Consider the following 20,920-nt stretch of genomic DNA (forward strand, 5'->3'; position numbering starts at 1 on the left):
TCCCTGTTTCGTTCCCTGTTTCCGTTCCCTGTTTCCGAATAGACCGCAACCACGAGAAAGGTTTCGGGTCCGGCCATGGCGCTCACGCTCTACGTCGACACCGCGCGCTGGCGGGCGCATCACAAGCACGTGCAGGAGCAGTTCCCGGGCCTCGTCCCGGTCTGCAAGGGCAACGGCTACGGCTTCGGGCACGAACGACTGGCGGAGGAAGCCACCCGGCTGGGCGCGGACCTCGTCGCCGTCGGCACGACGTACGAGGCCGCGCGCCTCAAGGACTTCTTCAGCGGCGACCTGCTGGTGCTCACGCCGTACCGCCGCGGCGAGGAGCCGGTGCCGCTGCCCGACCGGGTGGTCCGCTCGGTGTCGTCGGTGGACGGGGTGTACGGCCTGGTCGGGGCCCGGGTCGTCATCGAGGTGATGTCCTCGATGAAGCGGCACGGAGTCAACGAGAAGGACCTGCCGGAGCTGCACGCCGCCATCGAGAACGTCCGGCTGGAGGGCTTCGCCATCCATCTGCCGCTGGACCGCACCGACGGCACGAGCGCGGTGGAGGAGGTCATCGGCTGGATGAACCGGCTGCGCGCCGCCCGGCTGCCGTTGCACACGATGTTCGTCAGCCATCTCAAGGCGGACGAACTCGCCCAGCTGCAACAGCAGTTCCCGCAGACCCGCTTCCGCGCCCGGATCGGGACACGGCTGTGGCTGGGGGACCACGAGGCCACCGAGTACCGCGGCTCGGTCCTGGACGTCACGCGGGTCACCAAGGGCGAACGCTTCGGCTACCGCCAGCAGAAGGCCCCCTCGGACGGCTTCCTGGTGGTCGTGGCGGGCGGTACGTCGCACGGAGTGGGTCTGGAGGCCCCCAAGGCGATGCACGGTGTCATGCCGCGGGCCAAGGGCGTCGCCCGTGCCGGCCTCGCCACGGTGAACCGGAACCTCTCCCCGTTCGTCTGGGGCGGCAAGCAGCGCTGGTTCGCGGAGCCGCCCCACATGCAGGTGTCGATCCTGTTCATCCCCGCGGACGCCCCGGAGCCCAAGGTCGGTGACGAGATGGTGGCGCATCTGCGGCACACCACCACGCAGTACGACCGGCTCGTGGACCGCTGAATCCTCTTTCCTCCTTCTCTCCTCTCTCTTTCTCTCCGCTTTCTCCAGCGAAAGGCCGTCCACGGTCACCGCCGTGGACGGCCTTTCGCATGCCGTGGAGCGGGCCCCGCTCACTCAGCGCACATCGCCCCGGGACGCAACCGCACTCCGGCTGCCCCACCCCACCGTCGGTGCGTCCGGGTGAGCCGCAGGATGCGGCGAGGACAGGCGAGTGCGGAGCGTGAAGACGTCCTCGGCGCCGTCGAGGACGCCACCCGAGGGGTCGTCGTCACCGGCGCGGCGCACCACGTCCCTCTCCGGCATGAGGATGTCGCGCACGACGACCACGCACAGGTACAGCGTGCCCAGCAGATGCACGGCGATCGCCCCGTGGTAGCCGTCGGTCGGCAGGCCCTTGTGGGCCTCTCCGCTGGTCGTGTAGGCGAGGTACATCCAGATTCCGAGGAAGTACACCACCTCACAGGCCTGCCAGATCAGGAAGTCCCGCCACCTGGGGCGGGCCAGCGCGGCCAGCGGGACCAGCCACAGGACGTACTGCGGCGAGTAGACCTTGTTGGTCAGGATGAAGACCGCCACGATCAGAAAGGCGAGCTGGGCGAAGCGTGGACGGCGCGGGGCGGACAGCGTCAGCACCGCGATGCCGAGAGCGCACAGCAGCACCAGCAGAACGGCCGTGGTGTTGACGAAAGTGACGCTGGGCGGATTGCTGGTGTTCTGGCTCCAGATCAGCCAGAAGGAGCCGAAGTCGACGCCCCGCTCACGGCTGAACTTGTAGAACTGCCACCAGCCGTCCGTGGCGAAGGCCATCACCGGCAGATTCACCACCAGCCAGGCGACCACCGCGCCCGTCAGGGCCCTGCCGAAATCGCGCCATTTCCCGGCACGCCAGCACAGCAGGAACAGCGGGCCGAGCAGGAGAACGGGGTAGAGCTTGGCGGCCGTGGCGAGCCCCAGCAGAACACCGGAGGCGAGCGAGCGCCCCCGGGACCACATCAGCATCGCGGCGGCCGTCAGAGAGACCGCCAGCAGGTCCCAGTTGATGGTGGCGGTCAGCACGAAGGCCGGGGCCAGCGCGACCAGCAGAGCGTCCCAGGGCCGTCCGGCGTGCGTACGGGCCACACAGACGACGATGACGGCCGCGCACACCATCAGCATCCCGGCGTTGACCGTCCAGTACCACTGCTCCTGGTACTGGATGGTGCCGCTGTTCGGGGTCAGCCAGGAGGCCACCTCCATGAACAGCCCGGTCAGCACGGGGTACTCCAGATACGGCATGTCGCCGGGGAGCTTGTCGAAGTAGGGCACGAGGCCATCGGCGAAGCCCCGCCCCTGGTAGAGGTGCGGGATGTCCGAGTAGCAGGCCTTCGTGTACTGCGAGCTCGCACCGAAGAACCAGGCGCCGTGGTAACAGGGCGCTTTCTGGACCAGGCCGAGAGCGAACATGCCGATCGCGACGAGCGCGACGACTCGTACCGGGGTCCACCAGGACGTCCCGAGCAGGGCGTGCCGCCCGAGCGGGCCGCCGATCAGCTCACTGCCGGCCGTGGCGACCTCGTCCTCCTGAGTGGGGCACACCGGGGCGGGCTCGTGCACGCTCGCTTGCGTGGATTCAGCACTGGGCATGGGGCACATCCTGCCGTACGTGTCCGGGAAGAGACGGAGGGCCGCCGCACCAGAGGTGGGTGCGACGGCCCTCGTTTCACGTGGAACACGCCCGCCGAAGGGCGAAGGGGCTAATTGCCCTGACCTCCGAAGAAGCCTCCGCCGCCACCGCCCCGGCTGCCGCCTCCGAAGCCGTTGCCGTTGTCGTTGCCCCCGAGGTCGCCGCCGTCCGTGGGCGACGGGCTGACACCGCCGTTCGCCCCGCCGTTGCCCGTCTGACCACCGTTGTCGCTGCAGCCGAAGAAACCGCAGCGGGTCGGGGTCTGCGTGGGCGTCGGGCTGGTCTCGGTCTCCGAAGGCGTGGGCGAGGAGGACGGGGTCTCCTCCACCTCTTCTTCCTTCTCCTCCTCGGTCTGGGTGGCCGAAGGAGTCGGCGTGGAGGTGGGCTTGGCGTTGACGATCTCGCCGATGGGCTCGGGTTCCGGGAAGGGAATCGCCGGCTCGTTCTTGAGCGCTTCCAGCATGTAGTCGTGCCAGATCTCGGCCGGGAACGAGGCACCGTGGATCTTTGCCTGGCCACCCGTTCCGAACATCTTCAGGAACTGGCGCGACTTGTTGTTGGCGTCGTCGTCGAGCCGGAACATGCTGATCGCCGTCGACAGCTGCGGGGTGTAGCCGACGAACCAGGCCGACTTGTTGCCGTCCGTGGTACCGGTCTTGCCGGCCACCTCACGACCCGGCAACTGGGCGTTGGTACCCGTGCCCTCCTCGACCACGGTCTTCAGGACGTCGGTGACGTTGTCGGCGACCTTCTTGGTGAAGGCCTGCTTGGTCTGGCTCTCGTGCTTGAAGAGCACCCCGTCCTTGTTCTCGACCCTGGTGACGGAGAACGGCTCGTTCTGCTTTCCGCTGGCGGCGAAGGTGGCGTACGCGCTCGCCATGCGGATGGCGCTGGGGTGGGAGATGCCGATGGAGAAGGACGGGTAGTTGGTGCCGGTCAGGCTGTCCTCCTTCAGGCCGGCGTTGATGGCGGCCTGCTTGACCTTGTCCAGGCCCACGTCCATGCCCAGCTGCACGAAAGCGGAGTTCACCGACTCGCGCATCGCCTCCCGAAGATCGATCAGGTAGTCGGGCGGCGTGCCGTAGGACACATTGCCGTCATTGACCTGGAGCCACTCCTCGCCCTTCTCGTTCCTCCAGATCCTTCCGTCGTACTCCTTGATCTTGAGCTTGTTCTTGCCGCTGAAGCGGCTCTTGGGCGAGACCTGTGTGCGCTCGTCCTGTGCCTGCGAGGGGCCGAGGTTCGGGTTGCGGATGCCGTCCTGCATGGCTGCGGCCAGCACGAACGGCTTGAACGTCGAACCCACCTGGGCACCCGTGGCGTCGGCGTTGTTCGTGAAGTGCTTTGTCGCGTCCTCACCGCCGTAGACCGCCACGATGGCACCCGTCTTCGGGTCCACCGAGGCCCCGCCGAACTGGACGTGGGTGTCGGTCTTCGGGCGCTTCTCGGGGTCGATGTTCTCCTTGTAGACCTTCTTGACGGCCTTCTCCAGCTGCTCGACCTTCTTCCGGTCGAAGGTGGTGTGGATCTGGTAGCCGCCCTGCTGCAGCTGGTCGGCGGTGATCTCCGTGTTGTTGATGACGTATGCCCTGGCGAGGTCGACCAGATAGCCGATCTGACCGCTCAGCTGCGTGTTCGACCTCGGGTTCTTCAGCCTGGGGAGATCCCTGTACTTGTCCCGTACCGAAGCGTCCAGATAGCCGTACTCGACCATCTTGTCGAGCGTGTCCTGCATCTGGCGCCGGGCCCGCCTCGTATTGTCCTCGGGCGTGGCCGCCGGGTCGATCGAGGTCGCGCCCGCGGGGTCGTAGTAGGTCGCGCCCTTGAGCATCGCGGCCAGGAAGGCGCACTCACCCGGGTTCAGATCCTTGGCTTCCTTGTCGAAGTACGCGCGCGCGGCGGCCTGAATGCCGTACGCCCCGCGACCGTAGTACGCGGAGTTCAGGTAGCCGGCCATGATGTCGTCCTTGCGCACGGTGGCCCCGACCTTGATCGCTACGAAGATCTCCTTGAACTTGCGGGAGAGCGTCTGCGACTGGTCGTTGAGCATGGCGTTCTTGACGTACTGCTGGGTGATGGTGGAACCACCCTGCGTCTGGCCGCCCCTCGCCATGTTGAAGACGGCCCGCGCGATGCCCTTGGGGTCGATGCCGCTGTCGGTCCAGAAGGTCTTGTTCTCCTGGGAGACGACGGCGTACTGCATCTCCTTGGGGATGGAGTCGAGGTTGACGATCTGGCGGTTGATCTCACCGCCCGTCCGCACCATCTCCTTGCCGTCCGCCCAGTAGTACACGTTGTTCTGAGCGGTCGCGGTCTTGGCGACGTCCGGCACGGTCACCGTGGCGTATCCGATCCCCGCGAGCGCCACCAGGCTTCCCATGAAGCCGATGCACAGCCCCGTCACGAGCTTCCAGGACGGCACCCAGCGGCGCCATCCGTCCTTGTCCGCGCGCGGGTAGTCAATGATCCGGTTCCTGTCGGACGGTGCCGCCCGGCCTCGGCGGCCGCCTCTCTGCGCGGCCCGCCGGGCCTCGGCGCGGCCGCCGTACGGACGCCCTCCACCTCCTGCGTACGGACCCGATCCGTGCGAACCGGGCCCGTAGGAGCCGGCAGGAGATCCAGTGGCGCCCCGCGGTGCCGCACGGCGGCCGGAGGACGAACCGGACTGGCCGCGTCGGGCCGCGGCACGTCCTCCTCCCTGCGGCTGCGGCGGTTTGCGACGGTGCTCGCTCATCGAACGACTACTCCTCGGGCAGGCGCACCCTCGCGCGCCTGGAAACGGCGGCTGGTTTCCGGTCCCCCCGAAGTACGGATGCGGTCGGTCGCTCATTCACCCGTACTGCACCCGGGACGATGACGTCCCTAAGCGTCACACGGTTCCCGGCTGTATTCATGGCGCACAGACTACGCACCACCACAACTCGTTGAGCTCCGAAGTACACCCCAAACCACGCAACTTGGCTTCAACAAGACGGTGATGTGATTCCGCTCACCCACTTCCCTCTTGGTTTTCTCTTGGTTTTCTCTTGTCGCACCTGGAGCACCGCTCTATCGTCGTGATGTATCGAGTCGATACATCGGCGCGAGATAGAGACCGTCACGGCACCCGGAGCGGCATCCGCCGCACCGGGGCGCGGCAGAGAGGAGGCGACGATGGGCCGGCGTTCCGGGATCCTGGAGTTCGCCGTACTCGGACTGCTGCGCGAATCTCCGATGCACGGCTATGAGCTGCGCAAACGACTCAATACGTCACTGGGTGTGTTCCGGGCGTTCAGCTACGGGTCGCTCTACCCCTGCCTCAAGACGCTGGTCGCCAACGGCTGGTTGATCGAGGAGCCGGGGAGCGCGCCGGAGGACGCCGTCTCCGCCGCGCTCTCGGGACGCCGCGCCAAGATCGTCTACAGGCTGACGGCCGAGGGGAAGGAGCGCTTCGAGGAGCTGCTCTCCCAGACGGGGCCCGACACATACGAAGACGAGCACTTCGCCGCGCGTTTCGCCTTCTTCGGGCAGACATCGCGCGACGTGCGCATGCGTGTGCTCGAGGGCCGTCGCAGCCGGCTGGAGGAGCGTCTGGAGAAGATGCGCGCCTCCCTGGCGCGCACCCGGGAGCGCCTCGACGCCTACACACTCGAGCTCCAGCGTCACGGGATGGAGTCCGTGGAGCGCGAAGTGCGCTGGCTGAACGAGCTCATCGAAAGCGAGCGGGCCGGGCGGGACCTCAAGGGTTCCGGATCCGGGGGGCCCGACTCGCAGGACACCACCACTGGAGCGACGGGCGTCCTGCCCCGGTCCGGGCGGCATTCCCGGCCGGATACGCCCGACGACACCGCCACGTGAGGTCCCGTCGGGGCTTCACCGATTACACACAGGGAGCAACCGTCAATGGGTTCGGTTCGCGTAGCCATCGTCGGCGTGGGCAACTGCGCCGCATCGCTGGTACAGGGCGTGGAGTACTACAAGGACGCCGATCCGGCGTCCAAGGTCCCGGGCCTCATGCATGTGCAGTTCGGCGACTACCACGTGCGTGACATCGAGTTCGTCGCCGCCTTCGACGTCGACGCGAAGAAGGTCGGTCTGGACCTTGCGGACGCCATCGGCGCCTCCGAGAACAACACCATCAAGATCTGCGACGTGCCCTCCACCGGTGTGACGGTTCAGCGCGGCCACACCCTTGACGGCCTCGGCAAGTACTACCGCGCCACCATCGAGGAGTCCTCCGAGGAGCCGGTCGACGTCGTCCAGGTCCTCAAGGACAAGCAGGTCGACGTTCTCGTCTGCTACCTGCCCGTGGGCTCCGAGGAAGCGACGAAGTTCTACGCCCAGTGCGCCATCGACGCCAAGGTCGCTTTCGTCAACGCCCTGCCGGTCTTCATCGCCGGCACCAAGGAGTGGGCGGACAAGTTCACCGAGGCGGGCGTGCCGATCGTCGGTGACGACATCAAGTCGCAGGTCGGCGCCACCATCACCCACCGCGTCCTGACGAAGCTGTTCGAGGACCGGGGTGTCATCCTGGACCGCACGATGCAGCTGAACGTCGGCGGCAACATGGACTTCAAGAACATGCTCGAGCGGGAGCGTCTGGAGTCCAAGAAGATCTCCAAGACCCAGGCCGTCACCTCCCAGATCCCCGACCGGGACCTCGGCGAGAACAACGTTCACATCGGCCCGTCCGACTATGTGGCCTGGCTCGACGACCGCAAGTGGGCCTATGTCCGCCTCGAGGGCCGTGCCTTCGGTGACGTCCCGCTGAGCCTGGAGTACAAGCTCGAGGTCTGGGACTCCCCGAACTCCGCGGGTGTCATCATCGACGCCCTGCGTGCCGCGAAGATCGCCAAGGACCGGGGCATCGGCGGTCCGATCCTGTCCGCCTCCTCCTACTTCATGAAGTCCCCGCCGGTGCAGTACTCCGACGATGAGGCCCGCGAGAACGTGGAGAAGTTCATCCGCGGCGAGGTCGAGCGCTGACCAGCCCCTTCTGAAACCGCTCCTGCCAGGGCTGCCGGACCCCCGGTCGCACCATGCGTGCTCCCGGGGGTCCGCCTGTATGTGAGGCTGTGCGCCATGGCTGTCGTTCGCGACCTGCGTGTCCTCCTGCGGGTGAGGAACTTCCGACGCCTGCTCGCCGTGCGGCTGCTCTCCCAGAGCGCGGACGGCGTCTATCAGGTCGCGCTCGCCGCATACGTCGTCTTCTCCCCGGAGAAGCAGACCTCGGCCGCCGCGATCGCCTCCGCGATGGCGGTACTGCTGCTGCCGTACTCCCTGGTCGGCCCGTTCGCCGGCGTTCTGCTGGACCGCTGGCGGCGCCGGCAGGTCTTCCTCTACGGCAATCTGACCCGTGCGGCCATGGCGGCCGCCACCGCGGTGCTGATGGTCGCCGCCGTGCCGGCCTGGCTGTTCTATGTCTCCGCCCTGTGCGTCACCGCCGTCAACCGCTTCGTCCTGGCCGGGCTGTCCGCCGCGCTGCCCCGCGTGGTCGACGCCGAGCGGCTGGTGATGGCCAACTCCCTGTCGCCCACGGCCGGCTCCCTGGCCGCGTTCACGGGCGGCGGCCTCGCCTTCCTCGTACGGCTGCTGGGCGCGGACTCCGACGCTGCCGTGGTGCTGCTGGGGGCCTTCCTCTATCTGTGCGCGGCCCTCACCTCGCTCCTCATGGCCCCGGACCTGCTCGGCCCCGACCAGAGCCCGGTCCGCCCCCGGTTGGGCGCGGCACTGACCGGCACCGCCCGCGGTCTGATGGCGGGCCTACGGCATCTCGCCGCTCCGCCCCGCCGGAAGGCCGCCTGGGCGCTGACCTCGATGACGCTGATGCGGTTCTGCTATGGCGCCCTGACGGTCATGGTGCTGATGCTGTGCCGCTATGCCTTGACCTCGAGCACGGAGGACGGACTGCGCCTGCTCGGGCTGGCGCTGGGGCTCTCCGGCGCCGGGTTCTTCGCAGCGGCCGTCGTGACGCCCTGGATGGCGGGATGGCTCGGCCCCACCCGCTGGATCACCGTGTGCGCCGGCTGTGCGGCGGTCCTCGAACTCGCCCTCGGTCTGCCGTTCGCCACCGTCCCCTTGCTGGTCGCGGCGTTCGTTCTGGGGCTGACCACACAGGGCGCGAAAATCGCCACGGACACCGTGGTGCAGTCCGCGGTCGACGACGGCTTCCGCGGCCGGATCTTCTCCGTGTACGACGTGCTGTTCAACATCGCCTTTGTGGGCGCCGCGGGTATTGCCACGCTGATGCTGCCACCGGACGGGCGCTCGACCGCGCTGGTGATCACGGTCGCCGTCATCTACACAGCGGTCGCGGTCGCCATGGCCGCCTCCGAACGCCGGCAGGTGTCATCTCACCGGCCCTTTGAGGCCCCCTGAGCCCCCTCAGGGAAAAGGGCGGTGTTTCACGTGAAACACCGCCCCTCGGCCTTCTCCTCTGCGTCATGTTTCACGTGAAACATGCCTCTGCCGCAGGGGTCAGCTCGCCTCGTTCTGCTCCGCCCACCACTCCTTGAGGGCTGCCACCGCCGCGTCGTGCTCCATGGGTCCGTTCTCCAGACGGAGCTCCAGCATGTGCTTGTACGCCTTGCCGACGAGCGGGCCGGGCTTGATACCGAGGATCTCCATGATCTGGTTGCCGTCGAGGTCCGGGCGAATCGCATCCAGCTCCTCCTGCTGCTGGAGCTGGGCGATGCGTGCCTCCAGGCTGTCGTACGCCCTGGACAGTGCGGCCGCCTTGCGCTTGTTGCGGGTGGTGCAGTCCGAGCGGGTCAGCTTGTGGAGCCGGCTGAGCAGCGGGCCCGCGTCACGGACATAGCGGCGGACCGCGGAGTCCGTCCACTCCCCGGTGCCGTAGCCATGGAAGCGCAGATGGAGCTCGACCAGACGGGAGACGTCCTTCACCAGCTCATTGGAGTACTTCAGCGCCGTCATGCGCTTTTTGGCCATCTTTGCGCCGACCACCTCATGGTGGTGGAAGGAAACTCGCCCGTCCTTCTCGAAACGGCGGGTACGCGGCTTGCCGATGTCATGCAGAAGGGCGGCCAGCCGGAGGGTCAGGTCGGGGCCCTCGTCCTCCAGCGCCATCGCCTGTTCCAGAACGATCAGCGTGTGGTCGTAGACGTCCTTGTGCCGGTGGTGCTCGTCGCTCTCCAGACGCAGAGCCGGCAGCTCGGGCAGGACATGATCGGCGAGACCGGTGTCGACGAGCAGGGTCAGACCCTTGCGCGGGTGGTCCGAGAGAATCAGCTTGTTCAGCTCGTCCCGGATCCGTTCGGCCGAGACGATCTCGATCCGTGCGGACATCTCCTTCATCGCCGCGACGACCTCGGGGGCGACCTCGAAGTCGAGCTGGGCGGCGAAACGCGCGGCCCGCATCATGCGCAGCGGGTCGTCGGAGAAGGACTCCTCGGGCGTGGCGGGTGTACGCAGCACGCGAGCCTCGAGGTCCGCAAGGCCGCCGTGCGGGTCGATGAACTTCTTCTCCGGCAGCGCCAGCGCCATCGCATTGACGGTGAAGTCACGCCGGACGAGGTCCTCCTCGATGGAGTCGCCGTACGACACCTCGGGCTTGCGCGAGGACCGGTCGTAGGCCTCCGACCGGTAGGTGGTCACCTCGATCTGGAAGCACCGGTCGGCGTCTTCGACACGGACCTGCTTCTGCGCCCCGACCGTGCCGAAGGCGATCCCGACATCCCATACCGCATCGGCCCACGGCCGCACGATCTTCAGTACGTCCTCGGGACGGGCGTCGGTGGTGAAGTCCAGGTCGTTGCCGAGCCGGCCGAGCAACGTGTCCCGGACCGAGCCGCCGACCAGGGCGAGGGAGAACCCGGCTTTCCGGAAGCGGCGCGCGAGATCGTCGACGACGGGGGCCACCCGCAGCAGCTCGCTCACCGCGCGCTGCTGCACCTGGTTCAGAGCAGAGGAAGTGTCTTCGTTGGCGTTCGGCACAACAGAAAAGGGTACGTGGCCTGGACGGCCGACCGCTCCGTCATTGTTTTCCGGTCTTCCTGGGGAGCCCCGAGTTTCCCTGGAGACACCCGGCGGGCGCGTGGGGACGGCACCCTGCGGAACGCGGCGGCAGACCCCTTGTTACTCACCCAAGGCCGGCCCTTGTGACGTAACGAACGTCATCCCCGGATACGCGCATATCCAGGACAGCCGTCGACGCTCCATGATCGCCCAGGTGCCTCCGTGGCACTTCCCCTCGGCGCGCATCGTTACCATGCCTGGACGCACATTCCGACGACCACTGACGACGAGGGACGGGCGAGCGCGTGGCCGAGGCGGCAGACTTCCAGGGGATCAATCCCTCACCTGCCCGCCGCCTGCTGCGACGGGCAGGGGCATTGCTCGCCGGGATGCCTCTGCTGACCGGACTGCTCCAGCTGCCCGCCGCGACGGCCGGGCATGCCGCCCCTCGGGATTCCCTCCAGGCCGCGCCGGGCCCACGCACGGTGTCCGTCTCCCTCGACTCCCTCAGCCCCAGCGTGCCCTCGAAGGGAGACACGCTGACCGTCTCGGGCACCGTGACGAACCACGGCAAGCACACGATCACCGACGCCCATGTGGGTCTGCGTGTGGGTCCGGAACTGGACACCCGCTCGGCGATCGACGCCGTGGCCCGGCGCACCGCATTCGATCCGGGTGCCGACGGCTCCGAGATCGGCGGCAAGTACGTCCAGAAGTTCACCGAGCTCGCCCCGGGCATCGCCGAGCACTTCAACATCTCCGTGCCGGTCGACAAGCTGAAGCTGGGCGCGGACGGGGTCTATCAGCTCTCCGTCTCGCTGTCCGGCCGGACCTCCGCACGGCCCTGGAAGCAGGTCCTGGGCATCCGGCACACGTTCCTGCCGTGGCAGCCGGACGACGCGGACACCAAGACGAAGACGACCTATCTGTGGCCGCTCGTCTCCGACGTCCACATGACCGCCGAGACAGGCCCCGGCGCCCAGCAGACGCCGGTCTTCCTCGACGACGACCTGGCCAAGGACATCGCTCCCGGCGGCCGTCTGGAGCAGATGCTGTCGCTGGGCAAGGACCTCGACGTCACCTGGGTCATCGATCCCGATCTGCTGGCGTCCGTGGACGCCATGACCCGCAGCTACCGTGTCCGGACCGACAACGGCACATCCGTCCCGGGCACCCATCAGGCGGTCGCCAAACAGTGGCTCGCCAAGCTGCAGCAGGCGGTGGCGGGCAAGGAGGTCGTGGCGCTGCCCTTCGCCGACCCCGATCTGGCGTCCCTCGCCCACGGCGGTACGAGCGTGACCGGCTCGCTCAGCCAGCTCAAGGACGCCACCGATGTCGCCGCCAGCACGGTGGAGACGGTGCTCCATGTGAAGCCGAGCACGGACTTCGCCTGGCCCGTCGACGGCGCTGTGGACCCCTCGATCGTCAAGGTCGCCACCTCCGCGGGCGCCGACAAGATCATCGCGCGCAGTGACAGCATGCGGGAGGCCGACGGCCTGGCCTACACGCCCTCCGCGGCCCGCCCCATCGGCGGCGGCGTCACGGCGGTCGTCGCGGACGAGCGTCTGTCGACGGCCTTCGAGGGCGACATGTCACGGGCCGGCACCACCACGCTCGCCGTGCAGCGGTTCCTCGCCCAGAGCCTGGAGCTCCACGGGCAGACGACCAAGCAGCGCAGCATCGTCGTGGCCCCGCAGCGCATGCCGACCGCACACCAGGCCCAGGCCATGGCACAGGCGCTGACGGCCCTCCAGCAGAGCACCTGGTCCCAGTCGCAGGACCTGTCCGCGGCCGTCAAGGCCGCGCCGGACCCCCGCGCCACCACGAAGGTCCCGTCGACCCGCGCCTACCCTTCCTCGCTGCGCAAGAAGGAGCTGGGCCGCTCCGCCTTCGCGGCGATCGCCCGGACCCAGAACAAGGTCGACAACTTCAAGGTCATCCTGACCGACGAGTCCCGGGTCGTCACTCCCTTCGGACGCGCCCTGAACCGGGAGATGTCCACGACATGGCGTGGCCGGGCCGATGAGGCGGAGCGCTTCCGGAACGATGTGGAGGGGTACCTCGACGGCCTCTCCGAACAGGTCAAGCTGATCGACAAGTCGGAGACCAAGCTCTCCGGCCGCAGCGCCACCATCCCGGTGACCGTGCAGAACAACCTGGTCCAGGGCGTCGACCATCTGGTGCTGCGGCTCACCTCGACCAATCCCACTCGTCTCAAGATCGGCGGCAAGGCCTACGCGGAACAGCCCGTCGAGGTCTCCGGCGGGCACAGCCAGTCCGTGAAGTTCACCACATCGGCCAACGCCAACGGCCCGGTGACCGTGGTCGCCCAGCTCTACACGCAGGACGGCCGGGAGTACGGTGCGCCCGTCACCTTCGACGTGAAGGTCACCGAGATCACCGCCACGGTGATGCTGGTCATCGGCGGCGGTGTCCTGCTGCTCGTCCTCGCCGGCTTCCGCATGTACACCCAGCGCAAGCGGGCGGCGGCCCAGGAGGCCGCGCAGGGCACCGGGACGGCCGAGGACGCCGAGGCCGCCAAGAGCACGGACGCGGACGGCGGCGAGAGCGGCACCGACGGGACCGGCGGGAGCACGGACGAGCCGGAGGACGACGCCCGAGAGCAGCCGAGTGACCCGACACCGGACACCGCGGCGGAAAGCGCCGACCAGTCCGGCACGGGTGAGAAAGTGGACCGTTGAGCATGTCGTGGCCCGGAGGGCCCGGGACGATGAGGTGGGGTAATCCATGAACGCGCCGTACGACGGTGACCGCGGCCAGGCCGTGGGCGGCTCGGGCGACCCCGGCGCCCCGCCTCCCCAGCACGGTCAGGTGCCGCCGCAGCCGCCTGCGGACCGGTACCGCGAGAACGCCTACGGCAAGGATCCCTACCGAGCACAGGACCTCGCCGCCCGGGACACGGGCGGCGAGGCGCCGTACGACCGTGCCGCGCACCCCTCGCCGTCGTCCGGTGCGTACGGCCCTCAGCAGCCCTCCCACGGGCAGCCCCCGCAGGCGCCGCACGCCCCCGACCCGCGCGTGTGGATGCAGGCTCCGCCGCCGGGGCCGTCGGGCGCCACCCCGTATCCGCCGCACGGCGAGGATGCCCGCACCGCGCAGTTCGCCGGTGTGGACCACCCGGCCGGCCCTTCCGGCGGGAACCGCCATGAGCCGGACGCCTTCGCCCACCTCTTCCAGGACCAGCAGCAGGGCGGCCACCCGGACATGCGCCAGGGCGGCTACGGCCCGCCGGCCCCCGGGCAGTACGGCTACCCGTCCCCGCAGCAGTCCGACGGGCGCCCGCTGACCGAAGCCCCCTCGGTTCCCGGACCCGCCCCGGCCGCCGGTCAGGGGCCGATGGGCCCGTACGCCTCCGCGCCGGCCGCTGCCGAGACCGCTGCCCCGGAGGCCGAGCCGGCCCCCGCTCCGGCGAAGAAGGGCGGAAAGGCCTCCGGCCTGCTGAAGTCGAGCGCCGTGATGGCCGCGGGCACGATGGTCTCCCGCCTCACCGGGTTCATCCGCTCGGCACTGATCGTCTCGGCGCTCGGCATCGGTCTTCTCGGCGACACCTTCCAGGTCGCCTACCAGCTGCCGACGATGATCTACATCCTGACCGTCGGCGGCGGGCTCAACTCCGTCTTCGTGCCCCAGCTCGTGCGTGCCATGAAGGAGGACGACGACGGGGGCGAGGCCTACGCCAACCGCCTGCTGACCCTCGTCATGGTGGTGCTGGGGGCGCTCACCGTCCTCGCGATGCTCGCCGCCCCCCTTCTGATCCGCATGCTGTCCGTCCCGGTCGCCAGCGACCCGGCGGCCAACGAGGTCGGCATCACCTTCGTCCGCTACTTCCTGCCCTCGATCTTCTTCATGGGCATCCACGTGGTGATGGGCCAGATCCTCAACGCCCGTGGACGATTCGGCGCGATGATGTGGACCCCGGTCCTGAACAACATCGTCATCATCGTGACGCTCGGCACGTTCATCTGGGTGTACGGCTCCGCCTCCCGCTCCGGCATGACGGCCGCGACCATCCCGCCGGAGGGCCAGCGGCTGCTCGGCATCGGCGTGCTGCTCGGGATGGTCGTCCAGGCCCTGGCGATGATCCCGTACCTGCGGGAGACCGGGTACCGGCTGCGGCTGCGTTTCGACTGGCGGGGGCACGGTCTCGGCAAGGCCGCGACCCTCGCCAAATGGACCATCCTGTTCGTCCTGGCCAACCAGGCGGGCGCGCTCGTCGTCTCCCAGCTGGCCACCGCCTCGGTCAAGGACTCCGGCGTCAACGGCACCGGCTTCTCCGCGTACTCCAACGCCCAGCTGATCTGGGGCCTGCCCCAGGCCATCATCACCGTGTCCCTGATGGCCGCCCTGCTGCCGCGGATCTCCCGTTCGGCCGCCGATGACGACAGCGGCGCCGTCCGCGACGACATCTCCCAGGGCCTGCGGACCACCGCCGTCGCCATCGTGCCCATCGCCTTCGGCTTCCTCGCGCTCGGCATCCCGATGTGCACGCTGATGTTCGGCTCCTCGGGTATCGAGGGCGCCACCAACATGGGCTACATGCTGATGGCCTTCGGCCTGGGTCTGATCCCCTACTCCGTGCAGTACGTCGTCCTGCGCGCCTTCTACGCCTACGAGGACACCCGCACCCCCTTCTACAACACGGTCATCGTGGCCGGGGTCAACGCGGCCGCCTCGGCCCTGTGCTACGTCCTGCTCCCGGCCCGCTGGGCCGTCGTCGGCATGGCCGCCGCCTACGGTCTCGCGTATGCGATCGGCGTCGGTGTCGCCTGGCGGCGGCTGCGCAAGCGGCTGGGCGGCGACCTCGACGGCTCACGCGTGGTGCGGACCTACGCCCGGCTGTGCATCGCCTCGGTGCCGGCGACGCTGGTCAGCGGCGCGGCCTGCTACGGCGTCAGCCACGCCCTGGGCCAGGGGGTCCTGGGATCGCTCGCCGCGCTGCTGGCCGGCGGGGCCGTGCTGTTCGGCCTCTTCTTCGTCGCCGCCCGCCGGATGCGCATCGAGGAAGTCAACTCGCTCGTGGGCATGGTCCGCGGGCGCCTGGGACGTTGAGACGGGGGTAGGCGCACAACCATCGCCCGCAGCCGTGTGTCGTGCATAGCGGAGGACTGTGGGCACAATTGGTTTCGGCGTCGGACAGCGCGCGATGGATGGGGAGGCAGGAGCGACGGTGGCGGAACGGAGTACGGCTGCCGTCGACGTGGCAGACAACAGCGGCGAGAAGTCGCTGACCGCCAAGGCGGACCAGTCCACGTCCGACGGGGTGACCCAGAACCGGAAGCGGGACACGGACAGCGACGAGACACAGGGGAGCGGCACGACCGAGCGCTCCGGAAAGAAGGCCTCGCCTCCCGAACTGCACAGCGGTCACAAGCTGGCCAGGCGTTACCGCCTGGAGGAGTGCGTCACCCGTCTGGACGGATTCAGCAGTTGGCGGGCGGTGGACGAGAAACTCCGCCGTGCCGTCGGGGTGCACGTCCTGCCCGCGGACCACGCCCGTGCCCGGTCCGTACTGGCCGCGGCCCGCTCCGCCGCGCTGCTCGGCGACCCCCGTTTCGTGCAGGTCCTCGACGCCGTCGAGGAGAACGACCTCGTCTACGTCGTCCATGAATGGCTGCCTGACGCCACGGAACTGACCACGCTGCTGGCCTCCGGGCCTCTGGAGCCGCACGACGCCTACCAGATGGTCAGCCAGGTCGCCTCCGCCATGGCCGCCGCACACCGCGAGGGCCTCGCGCATCTGCGGCTGAACCCCAACGCCGTACTGCGCACCTCCACCGGCCAGTGGCGCATCCGCGGCCTGGCCGTGAACGCCGCGCTGCGCGGCGTCCGTTCCGACACCCCGCAGCGCACCGACACCGAGGCCATCGGCGCCCTGCTGTATGCGTCGCTCACCCAGCGCTGGCCGTACGAGGACGACGCCTACGGCCTGTCCGGCCTGCCCAAGGATCTCGGTCTCATCCCTCCGGACCAGGTGCGCGCGGGCGTCCATCGCGGTCTGTCCGAACTCGCCATGCGCGCTCTCGCCAACAACGGTGCCACCGCCTCCCGGCACGAGGCGCCGTGCACCACGCCGGAGGAACTGGCCAAGGCGATCAGCGAGATGCCGCGCATCCGCCCTCCGGAGCCGGCGTTCACCGCACCGCCGGAGTACCAGAGCACCTCGTACCAGCAGGGCACATACGGCCGTGCGACCCCGCGTCCCGGTGTCACCCAGCCGATCCCCGCCCCGCCGCCCCCGCTGCAGAGCCGCACCGGCAAGGCCCTGAAGTGGGCCGTCTCGACGCTGCTCATCGCCGCCCTGGGCCTGGGCAGCTGGCAGCTCGCGGATGCCCTGATGAACCGGGGCGGCGAGCCCAACAACGGCACCCAGTCCCAGACGCAGGACAACAACGACAAGAACGAGAAGCCGCAGAAGCCGGCCCAGCCGATCCAGATCCAGGGGGCGCGGGAGTACGTCGCACAGGGGCCTGCCCAGGCCGCCGAGGACGTCGGCAAGACCTACGACGGCGACAGCTCCACGTACTGGCGCACCAAGAGCTACCGGGACGGCCCGAGGCTCGCTCCCTACAAGCCGGGGGTGGGCATCGTCTACGACCTCGGCTCGGCCAAGGAGCTCTCCGCGGCGTCGATAGGGCTTCGCTACGCCGGTGACCACACCACGGTCCATCTCTACGCCACGGACTCCCTGAGTCCCTCCACCGGGATCGACGGGATGACGAAGATCGGAACCGCGACCACTACCGGGTCCTCTCTCACGGTTAAGGCGACAAAGCCGGTGAAGACGCAGTACGTACTGCTGTGGATCACGGATGTGCCCAGGGCCCCCCATGACGGCTACAGCAGTGCCGGCTACAAGCAGGGCATCACCGATGTGAAATTCACGGGCTGACGTCTCACTGAAGGGGAGGGGGTCCATGGCGGACGGCACCGCATACGGCGATGCGAGCGACGAGGACCTCCTGGCCCGCCATGTGAAGGGCGACCCCGACGCCTTTGGTGAACTGGTACGGCGCCACCGCGACCGGCTCTGGGCGGTCGCCCTGCGGACGCTGGGCGACCGCGAGGAGGCCGCCGACGCCCTGCAGGACGCCTTCGTCTCGGCCTACCGTGCCGCCCACACCTTCCGGGGACAGTCAGCCGTCACGACCTGGCTGCACCGGATCACGGTGAACGCCTGTCTGGACCGGGCCCGCAAGGCGGCCTCGCGCAGAACCTCACCGGTGGACGACACCGAGCGCCTGGAACAGCTGCTGGAGCCGCATGAGTCGGCCTCGGCGCCCGCCGAGAGAAACGATGTGCAGCGGCAGCTCCTCAAGGCGCTGAGCAGCCTGCCGCCCGACCAGCGGGCCGCGCTGGTGCTCGTGGACATGCAGGGGTATCCGGTCGCCGAGGCCGCGCGCATCCTTGATGTGCCGACCGGAACGGTGAAGAGCCGCTGTGCCCGGGGCAGAGCGAGACTCCTGCCGCTCCTCACCCATCTACGGCCCGAGCGTGCCGGCGACGGGAAGGAACCGGGCACAGGACGGAACCGGACGCAGAGGACATCCGTCCCACCCCCAGCGGATCCTGAGAGCGTGGGCACGCAGGACACGGGGCCAAGCGATTCAGCTGCTGTGAAGGGCGGAGGTGGACGAGCGTGACAGCCACGACGGACGCGGCCGAGCACCCGGACGTCACAGAGATCTCCGACCTCACCGAGGGCCTCCTCGCCCCCTCCCGGGCCACGACCCTGCGACAGCATCTGGACGAGTGCGATCTGTGCGCCGAGGTCCTTGCCTCGCTGGAGGAGATCCGTGGTCTGCTCGGCACCCTGCCGGACCCGCCGGGCATGCCCGACGACATCGCGGCCCGTGTGGACGCCGCCCTCGCCGCTGAAGCCGCTGGATCTTCCGAAGCCTCCAGGAGCGCCGGCACCACCGAACCTGAGACCGCCCTCGGGAACGCGCATGTTTCACGTGAAACATCGGCGGCGGGCCGTCCTCCGGGGCATGCTCCTGCTTCCAGCACCGGACCGGGCCGCAAGGCCCGCTCTCGGCGCGGACGCCGCAGGATCGCCGTCCTGGGCTCCGTCGTTGCCGTGGCCGCCCTGGGCGTCGCCTCCGTGGTGATGACCACCCTGTACGACGACAAGAGTTCCAGCACCGCGGCGCAGGACCGTGCGAGCGCATCCGCGGACACCTTCTCCGAGGAAACGCTCAAGGACCGGGTCGCCGACCTTCTTCAGGCCCAGAAGACCTCGGAGGGGTCCCGTGCCCCCCGTGGTCTCAGCATGGAATCCGCTCCGGACGCCGGCACCCCGAAGGTTCTGAAAACCCCCACCGTCACGGTGCCCCTGTGCGTCCGGCAGGGCATCATCGGCGCATCCGACACTCCTCTCGCCGCTCAGGCAGGCACCTATGAGGGCAAGTACGCCTATCTCGTCGTGCTGCCCGATCCCTCCGGCGACAGTACCCGCGTCACGGCCTATCTCGTCGACGCACGATGTGTCCAGCAGCCCTCGGCCGCCCCCAAGCTCCTGCTGCAGCGCTCCTACGCGCGTTAACCGGTACTCCTCCACGTATTCTCTGCGCGCGTGCGCTGTGGTCCCCGCGCCCTGCGGCAGTCCACATGCTCGCCCTGCGACAGTCCACATACTGACCCATCCGTGTGCCCGAACCCATGGGGAATGTGCGCCCCGTAGGATCCGTTGGATGGGGTGAGAGCTGTGAGAGAGGGCTCCCACCGGCCGTACGACCCAGTCCAGAGACGAGGAATCAACCCGTGAGCGACGTCCGTAACGTGATCATCATCGGCTCCGGGCCCGCCGGCTATACGGCGGCTCTCTACACCGCGCGCGCGTCGCTGAAGCCGCTGGTCTTCGAGGGCGCCGTCACCGCGGGTGGCGCGCTGATGAACACCACCGAGGTGGAGAACTTCCCGGGCTTCCGCGACGGCATCATGGGCCCCGAGCTCATGGACAACATGCGGGCGCAGGCCGAGCGCTTCGGAGCCGAGCTCGTTCCGGACGATGTCGTCTCCGTTGACCTGACCGGCGAGATCAAGACCGTCACGGACGCGGCAGGCACGGTGCACCGGGCAAAGGCCGTCATCGTCGCCACCGGCTCGCAGCACCGCAAGCTCGGTTTGCCGAACGAGGACGCGCTCACCGGTCGGGGCGTCTCCTGGTGCGCCACCTGTGATGGCTTCTTCTTCAAGGACCAGGACATCGCCGTGGTCGGTGGCGGTGACACCGCCATGGAAGAGGCCACCTTCCTCTCCCGCTTCGCCAAGTCCGTCACCGTCATCCATCGCCGGGACACGCTGCGTGCCTCCAAGGCGATGCAGGAGCGTGCCTTCGCCGACCCGAAGATCACGTTCATCTGGGACAGTGAGGTCGCCGAGATCCAGGGCGACCAGAAGCTCTCCGGTCTGAAGCTGCGCAACGTCAAGACCGGCGAGCTCTCGGACCTCGCCGTGACGGGTCTGTTCATCGCGATCGGCCACGACCCGCGCACCGAGCTCTTCAAGGGCCAGCTTGAGCTGGACGAGGAGGGTTACCTGAAGGTCGACTCGCCGTCCACGCGCACCAACATCCCCGGCGTCTTCGCCGCCGGTGACGTGGTCGATCACACCTACCGTCAGGCGATCACCGCAGCCGGCACCGGCTGCGCCGCTGCGCTGGACGCCGAGCGTTACCTGGCTGCTGCCACGGACAACGAGCAGAAGGCCGAGCCCGAGAAGTCCACTGTCTGAGCCCCATCCATTCCAGCCCACGCACGATCAATGAAGGAGCCCGCTGTGGCCGGCACCCTGAAGAACGTGACCGACGACACCTTCGAGCAGGACGTCCTCAAGAACGACAAGCCCGTTCTGGTGGACTTCTGGGCCGCCTGGTGCGGTCCCTGCCGTCAGATCGCTCCGTCCCTCGAAGCGATTGCCGCCGAGTACGGCGACAAGATCGAGGTCGTCAAGCTCAACATCGACGAGAACCCGAACACGGCCACCAAGTACGGCGTCATGTCCGTCCCGACCCTGAACGTCTACCGGAACGGCGAGGTCGCCAAGACCATCGTGGGCGCCAAGCCGAAGGCCGCGATCGTTCGCGAACTCGAGGAGTTCATCGCCGAGTGACGTGACACAGGCCATCGCGACGGCACGTGTTTCACGTGAAACATGAAGGGGGCCGGCCTCACAGGG

The 20,920-nt window shown here is 68.6% G+C and carries 14 protein-coding genes; 11 read left to right on the forward strand and 3 right to left on the reverse strand.

Going from position 1 to position 20,920, the window contains the following annotated elements; translation table 11 throughout:
- The first annotated feature begins 75 nt into the window (after nucleotides 1-75).
- The gene (locus ABD224_RS01820; protein WP_344045926.1) at nucleotides 76-1,107 is read left to right on the forward strand and encodes an alanine racemase; all 1,032 of its coding nucleotides are present in this window, start codon (nucleotides 76-78) and stop codon (nucleotides 1,105-1,107) included.
- A gap of 114 nt (nucleotides 1,108-1,221) precedes the next feature.
- Here ABD224_RS01820 and ABD224_RS01825 read toward each other — a convergent pair whose 3' ends face one another.
- Both ABD224_RS01825 and ABD224_RS01830 read right to left on the reverse strand, forming a co-directional pair.
- The gene (locus ABD224_RS01825) at nucleotides 1,222-2,730 is read right to left on the reverse strand and encodes a glycosyltransferase family 87 protein (RefSeq protein ID WP_425580899.1); all 1,509 of its coding nucleotides are present in this window, start codon (nucleotides 2,728-2,730) and stop codon (nucleotides 1,222-1,224) included.
- A gap of 110 nt (nucleotides 2,731-2,840) precedes the next feature.
- Nucleotides 2,841-5,504, reverse strand: coding sequence for a transglycosylase domain-containing protein (locus tag ABD224_RS01830; RefSeq protein WP_344045930.1), 2,664 nt, complete (start codon nucleotides 5,502-5,504; stop codon nucleotides 2,841-2,843).
- Between the two features lie 419 nt (nucleotides 5,505-5,923).
- Here ABD224_RS01830 and ABD224_RS01835 point away from each other — a divergent pair, with 419 nt between their 5' ends.
- From ABD224_RS01835 to ABD224_RS01845, 3 genes are all read left to right on the forward strand, one after another.
- On the forward strand, nucleotides 5,924-6,607 hold the full coding sequence (locus tag ABD224_RS01835) for a PadR family transcriptional regulator (RefSeq protein WP_344045932.1): 684 nt from the start codon (nucleotides 5,924-5,926) through the stop codon (nucleotides 6,605-6,607).
- A 45-nt stretch (nucleotides 6,608-6,652) separates the two neighbouring features.
- Complete coding sequence (locus ABD224_RS01840) at nucleotides 6,653-7,735, forward strand: inositol-3-phosphate synthase (protein WP_344045934.1); 1,083 nt, start codon at nucleotides 6,653-6,655, stop codon at nucleotides 7,733-7,735.
- Between the two features lie 96 nt (nucleotides 7,736-7,831).
- Complete coding sequence (locus ABD224_RS01845) at nucleotides 7,832-9,127, forward strand: MFS transporter (protein WP_344045936.1); 1,296 nt, start codon at nucleotides 7,832-7,834, stop codon at nucleotides 9,125-9,127.
- A gap of 99 nt (nucleotides 9,128-9,226) precedes the next feature.
- Here the strand turns inward: ABD224_RS01845 and ABD224_RS01850 are convergent, their stop codons facing one another.
- A complete protein-coding gene (locus ABD224_RS01850) occupies nucleotides 9,227-10,702 on the reverse strand; it encodes a CCA tRNA nucleotidyltransferase (RefSeq protein ID WP_344045938.1) in 1,476 nt (491 codons plus the stop codon).
- A gap of 326 nt (nucleotides 10,703-11,028) precedes the next feature.
- Between ABD224_RS01850 and ABD224_RS01855 the strand changes: the two genes are divergently transcribed.
- The 7 genes from ABD224_RS01855 to trxA all read left to right on the forward strand — a co-directional run bounded on the left by ABD224_RS01855 (nucleotide 11,029) and on the right by trxA (nucleotide 20,854).
- The gene (locus tag ABD224_RS01855; RefSeq protein ID WP_344045940.1) at nucleotides 11,029-13,425 is read left to right on the forward strand and encodes a DUF6049 family protein; all 2,397 of its coding nucleotides are present in this window, start codon (nucleotides 11,029-11,031) and stop codon (nucleotides 13,423-13,425) included.
- Between the two features lie 46 nt (nucleotides 13,426-13,471).
- Complete coding sequence (murJ, locus tag ABD224_RS01860) at nucleotides 13,472-15,793, forward strand: murein biosynthesis integral membrane protein MurJ (protein WP_344045942.1); 2,322 nt, start codon at nucleotides 13,472-13,474, stop codon at nucleotides 15,791-15,793.
- Between the two features lie 118 nt (nucleotides 15,794-15,911).
- Complete coding sequence (locus ABD224_RS01865; protein WP_344045944.1) at nucleotides 15,912-17,633, forward strand: protein kinase family protein; 1,722 nt, start codon at nucleotides 15,912-15,914, stop codon at nucleotides 17,631-17,633.
- 25 nt (nucleotides 17,634-17,658) lie between these two features.
- Entirely contained in the window at nucleotides 17,659-18,384 is a 726-nt protein-coding gene (gene sigM / locus ABD224_RS01870) for an RNA polymerase sigma factor SigM (RefSeq protein ID WP_344045946.1), read from the forward strand.
- A complete protein-coding gene (locus tag ABD224_RS01875; protein ID WP_344045948.1) occupies nucleotides 18,381-19,286 on the forward strand; it encodes a hypothetical protein in 906 nt (301 codons plus the stop codon). The genes sigM and ABD224_RS01875 overlap by 4 nt, the downstream gene beginning before the upstream one ends.
- 218 nt (nucleotides 19,287-19,504) lie before the next feature.
- Nucleotides 19,505-20,476: a thioredoxin-disulfide reductase gene (gene trxB / locus ABD224_RS01880; protein WP_344045950.1), complete on the forward strand. Its 972-nt coding sequence runs from the start codon at nucleotides 19,505-19,507 to the stop codon at nucleotides 20,474-20,476.
- Between the two features lie 45 nt (nucleotides 20,477-20,521).
- Nucleotides 20,522-20,854: a thioredoxin gene (gene trxA / locus ABD224_RS01885; RefSeq protein ID WP_344045952.1), complete on the forward strand. Its 333-nt coding sequence runs from the start codon at nucleotides 20,522-20,524 to the stop codon at nucleotides 20,852-20,854.
- The last annotated feature ends 66 nt before the right edge of the window (nucleotides 20,855-20,920 follow it).

Source organism: Streptomyces thermoalcalitolerans (assembly GCF_039525155.1).
In the GTDB taxonomy this organism is placed as follows: Bacteria; Actinomycetota; Actinomycetes; order Streptomycetales; family Streptomycetaceae; genus Streptomyces; species Streptomyces thermovulgaris.

Coding starts and splice junctions, on each gene's coding strand:
- ABD224_RS01820 (WP_344045926.1), top strand. CDS start 76: ATGGCGCTCACGCTCTACGTCGACACCGCGCGCTGGCGGGCGCATCAC.
- ABD224_RS01825 (WP_425580899.1), bottom strand. CDS start 2,730: ATGCCCAGTGCTGAATCCACGCAAGCGAGCGTGCACGAGCCCGCCCCG.
- ABD224_RS01830 (WP_344045930.1), bottom strand. CDS start 5,504: ATGAGCGAGCACCGTCGCAAACCGCCGCAGCCGCAGGGAGGAGGACGT.
- ABD224_RS01835 (WP_344045932.1), top strand. CDS start 5,924: ATGGGCCGGCGTTCCGGGATCCTGGAGTTCGCCGTACTCGGACTGCTG.
- ABD224_RS01840 (WP_344045934.1), top strand. CDS start 6,653: ATGGGTTCGGTTCGCGTAGCCATCGTCGGCGTGGGCAACTGCGCCGCA.
- ABD224_RS01845 (WP_344045936.1), top strand. CDS start 7,832: ATGGCTGTCGTTCGCGACCTGCGTGTCCTCCTGCGGGTGAGGAACTTC.
- murJ (WP_344045942.1), top strand. CDS start 13,472: ATGAACGCGCCGTACGACGGTGACCGCGGCCAGGCCGTGGGCGGCTCG.
- sigM (WP_344045946.1), top strand. CDS start 17,659: ATGGCGGACGGCACCGCATACGGCGATGCGAGCGACGAGGACCTCCTG.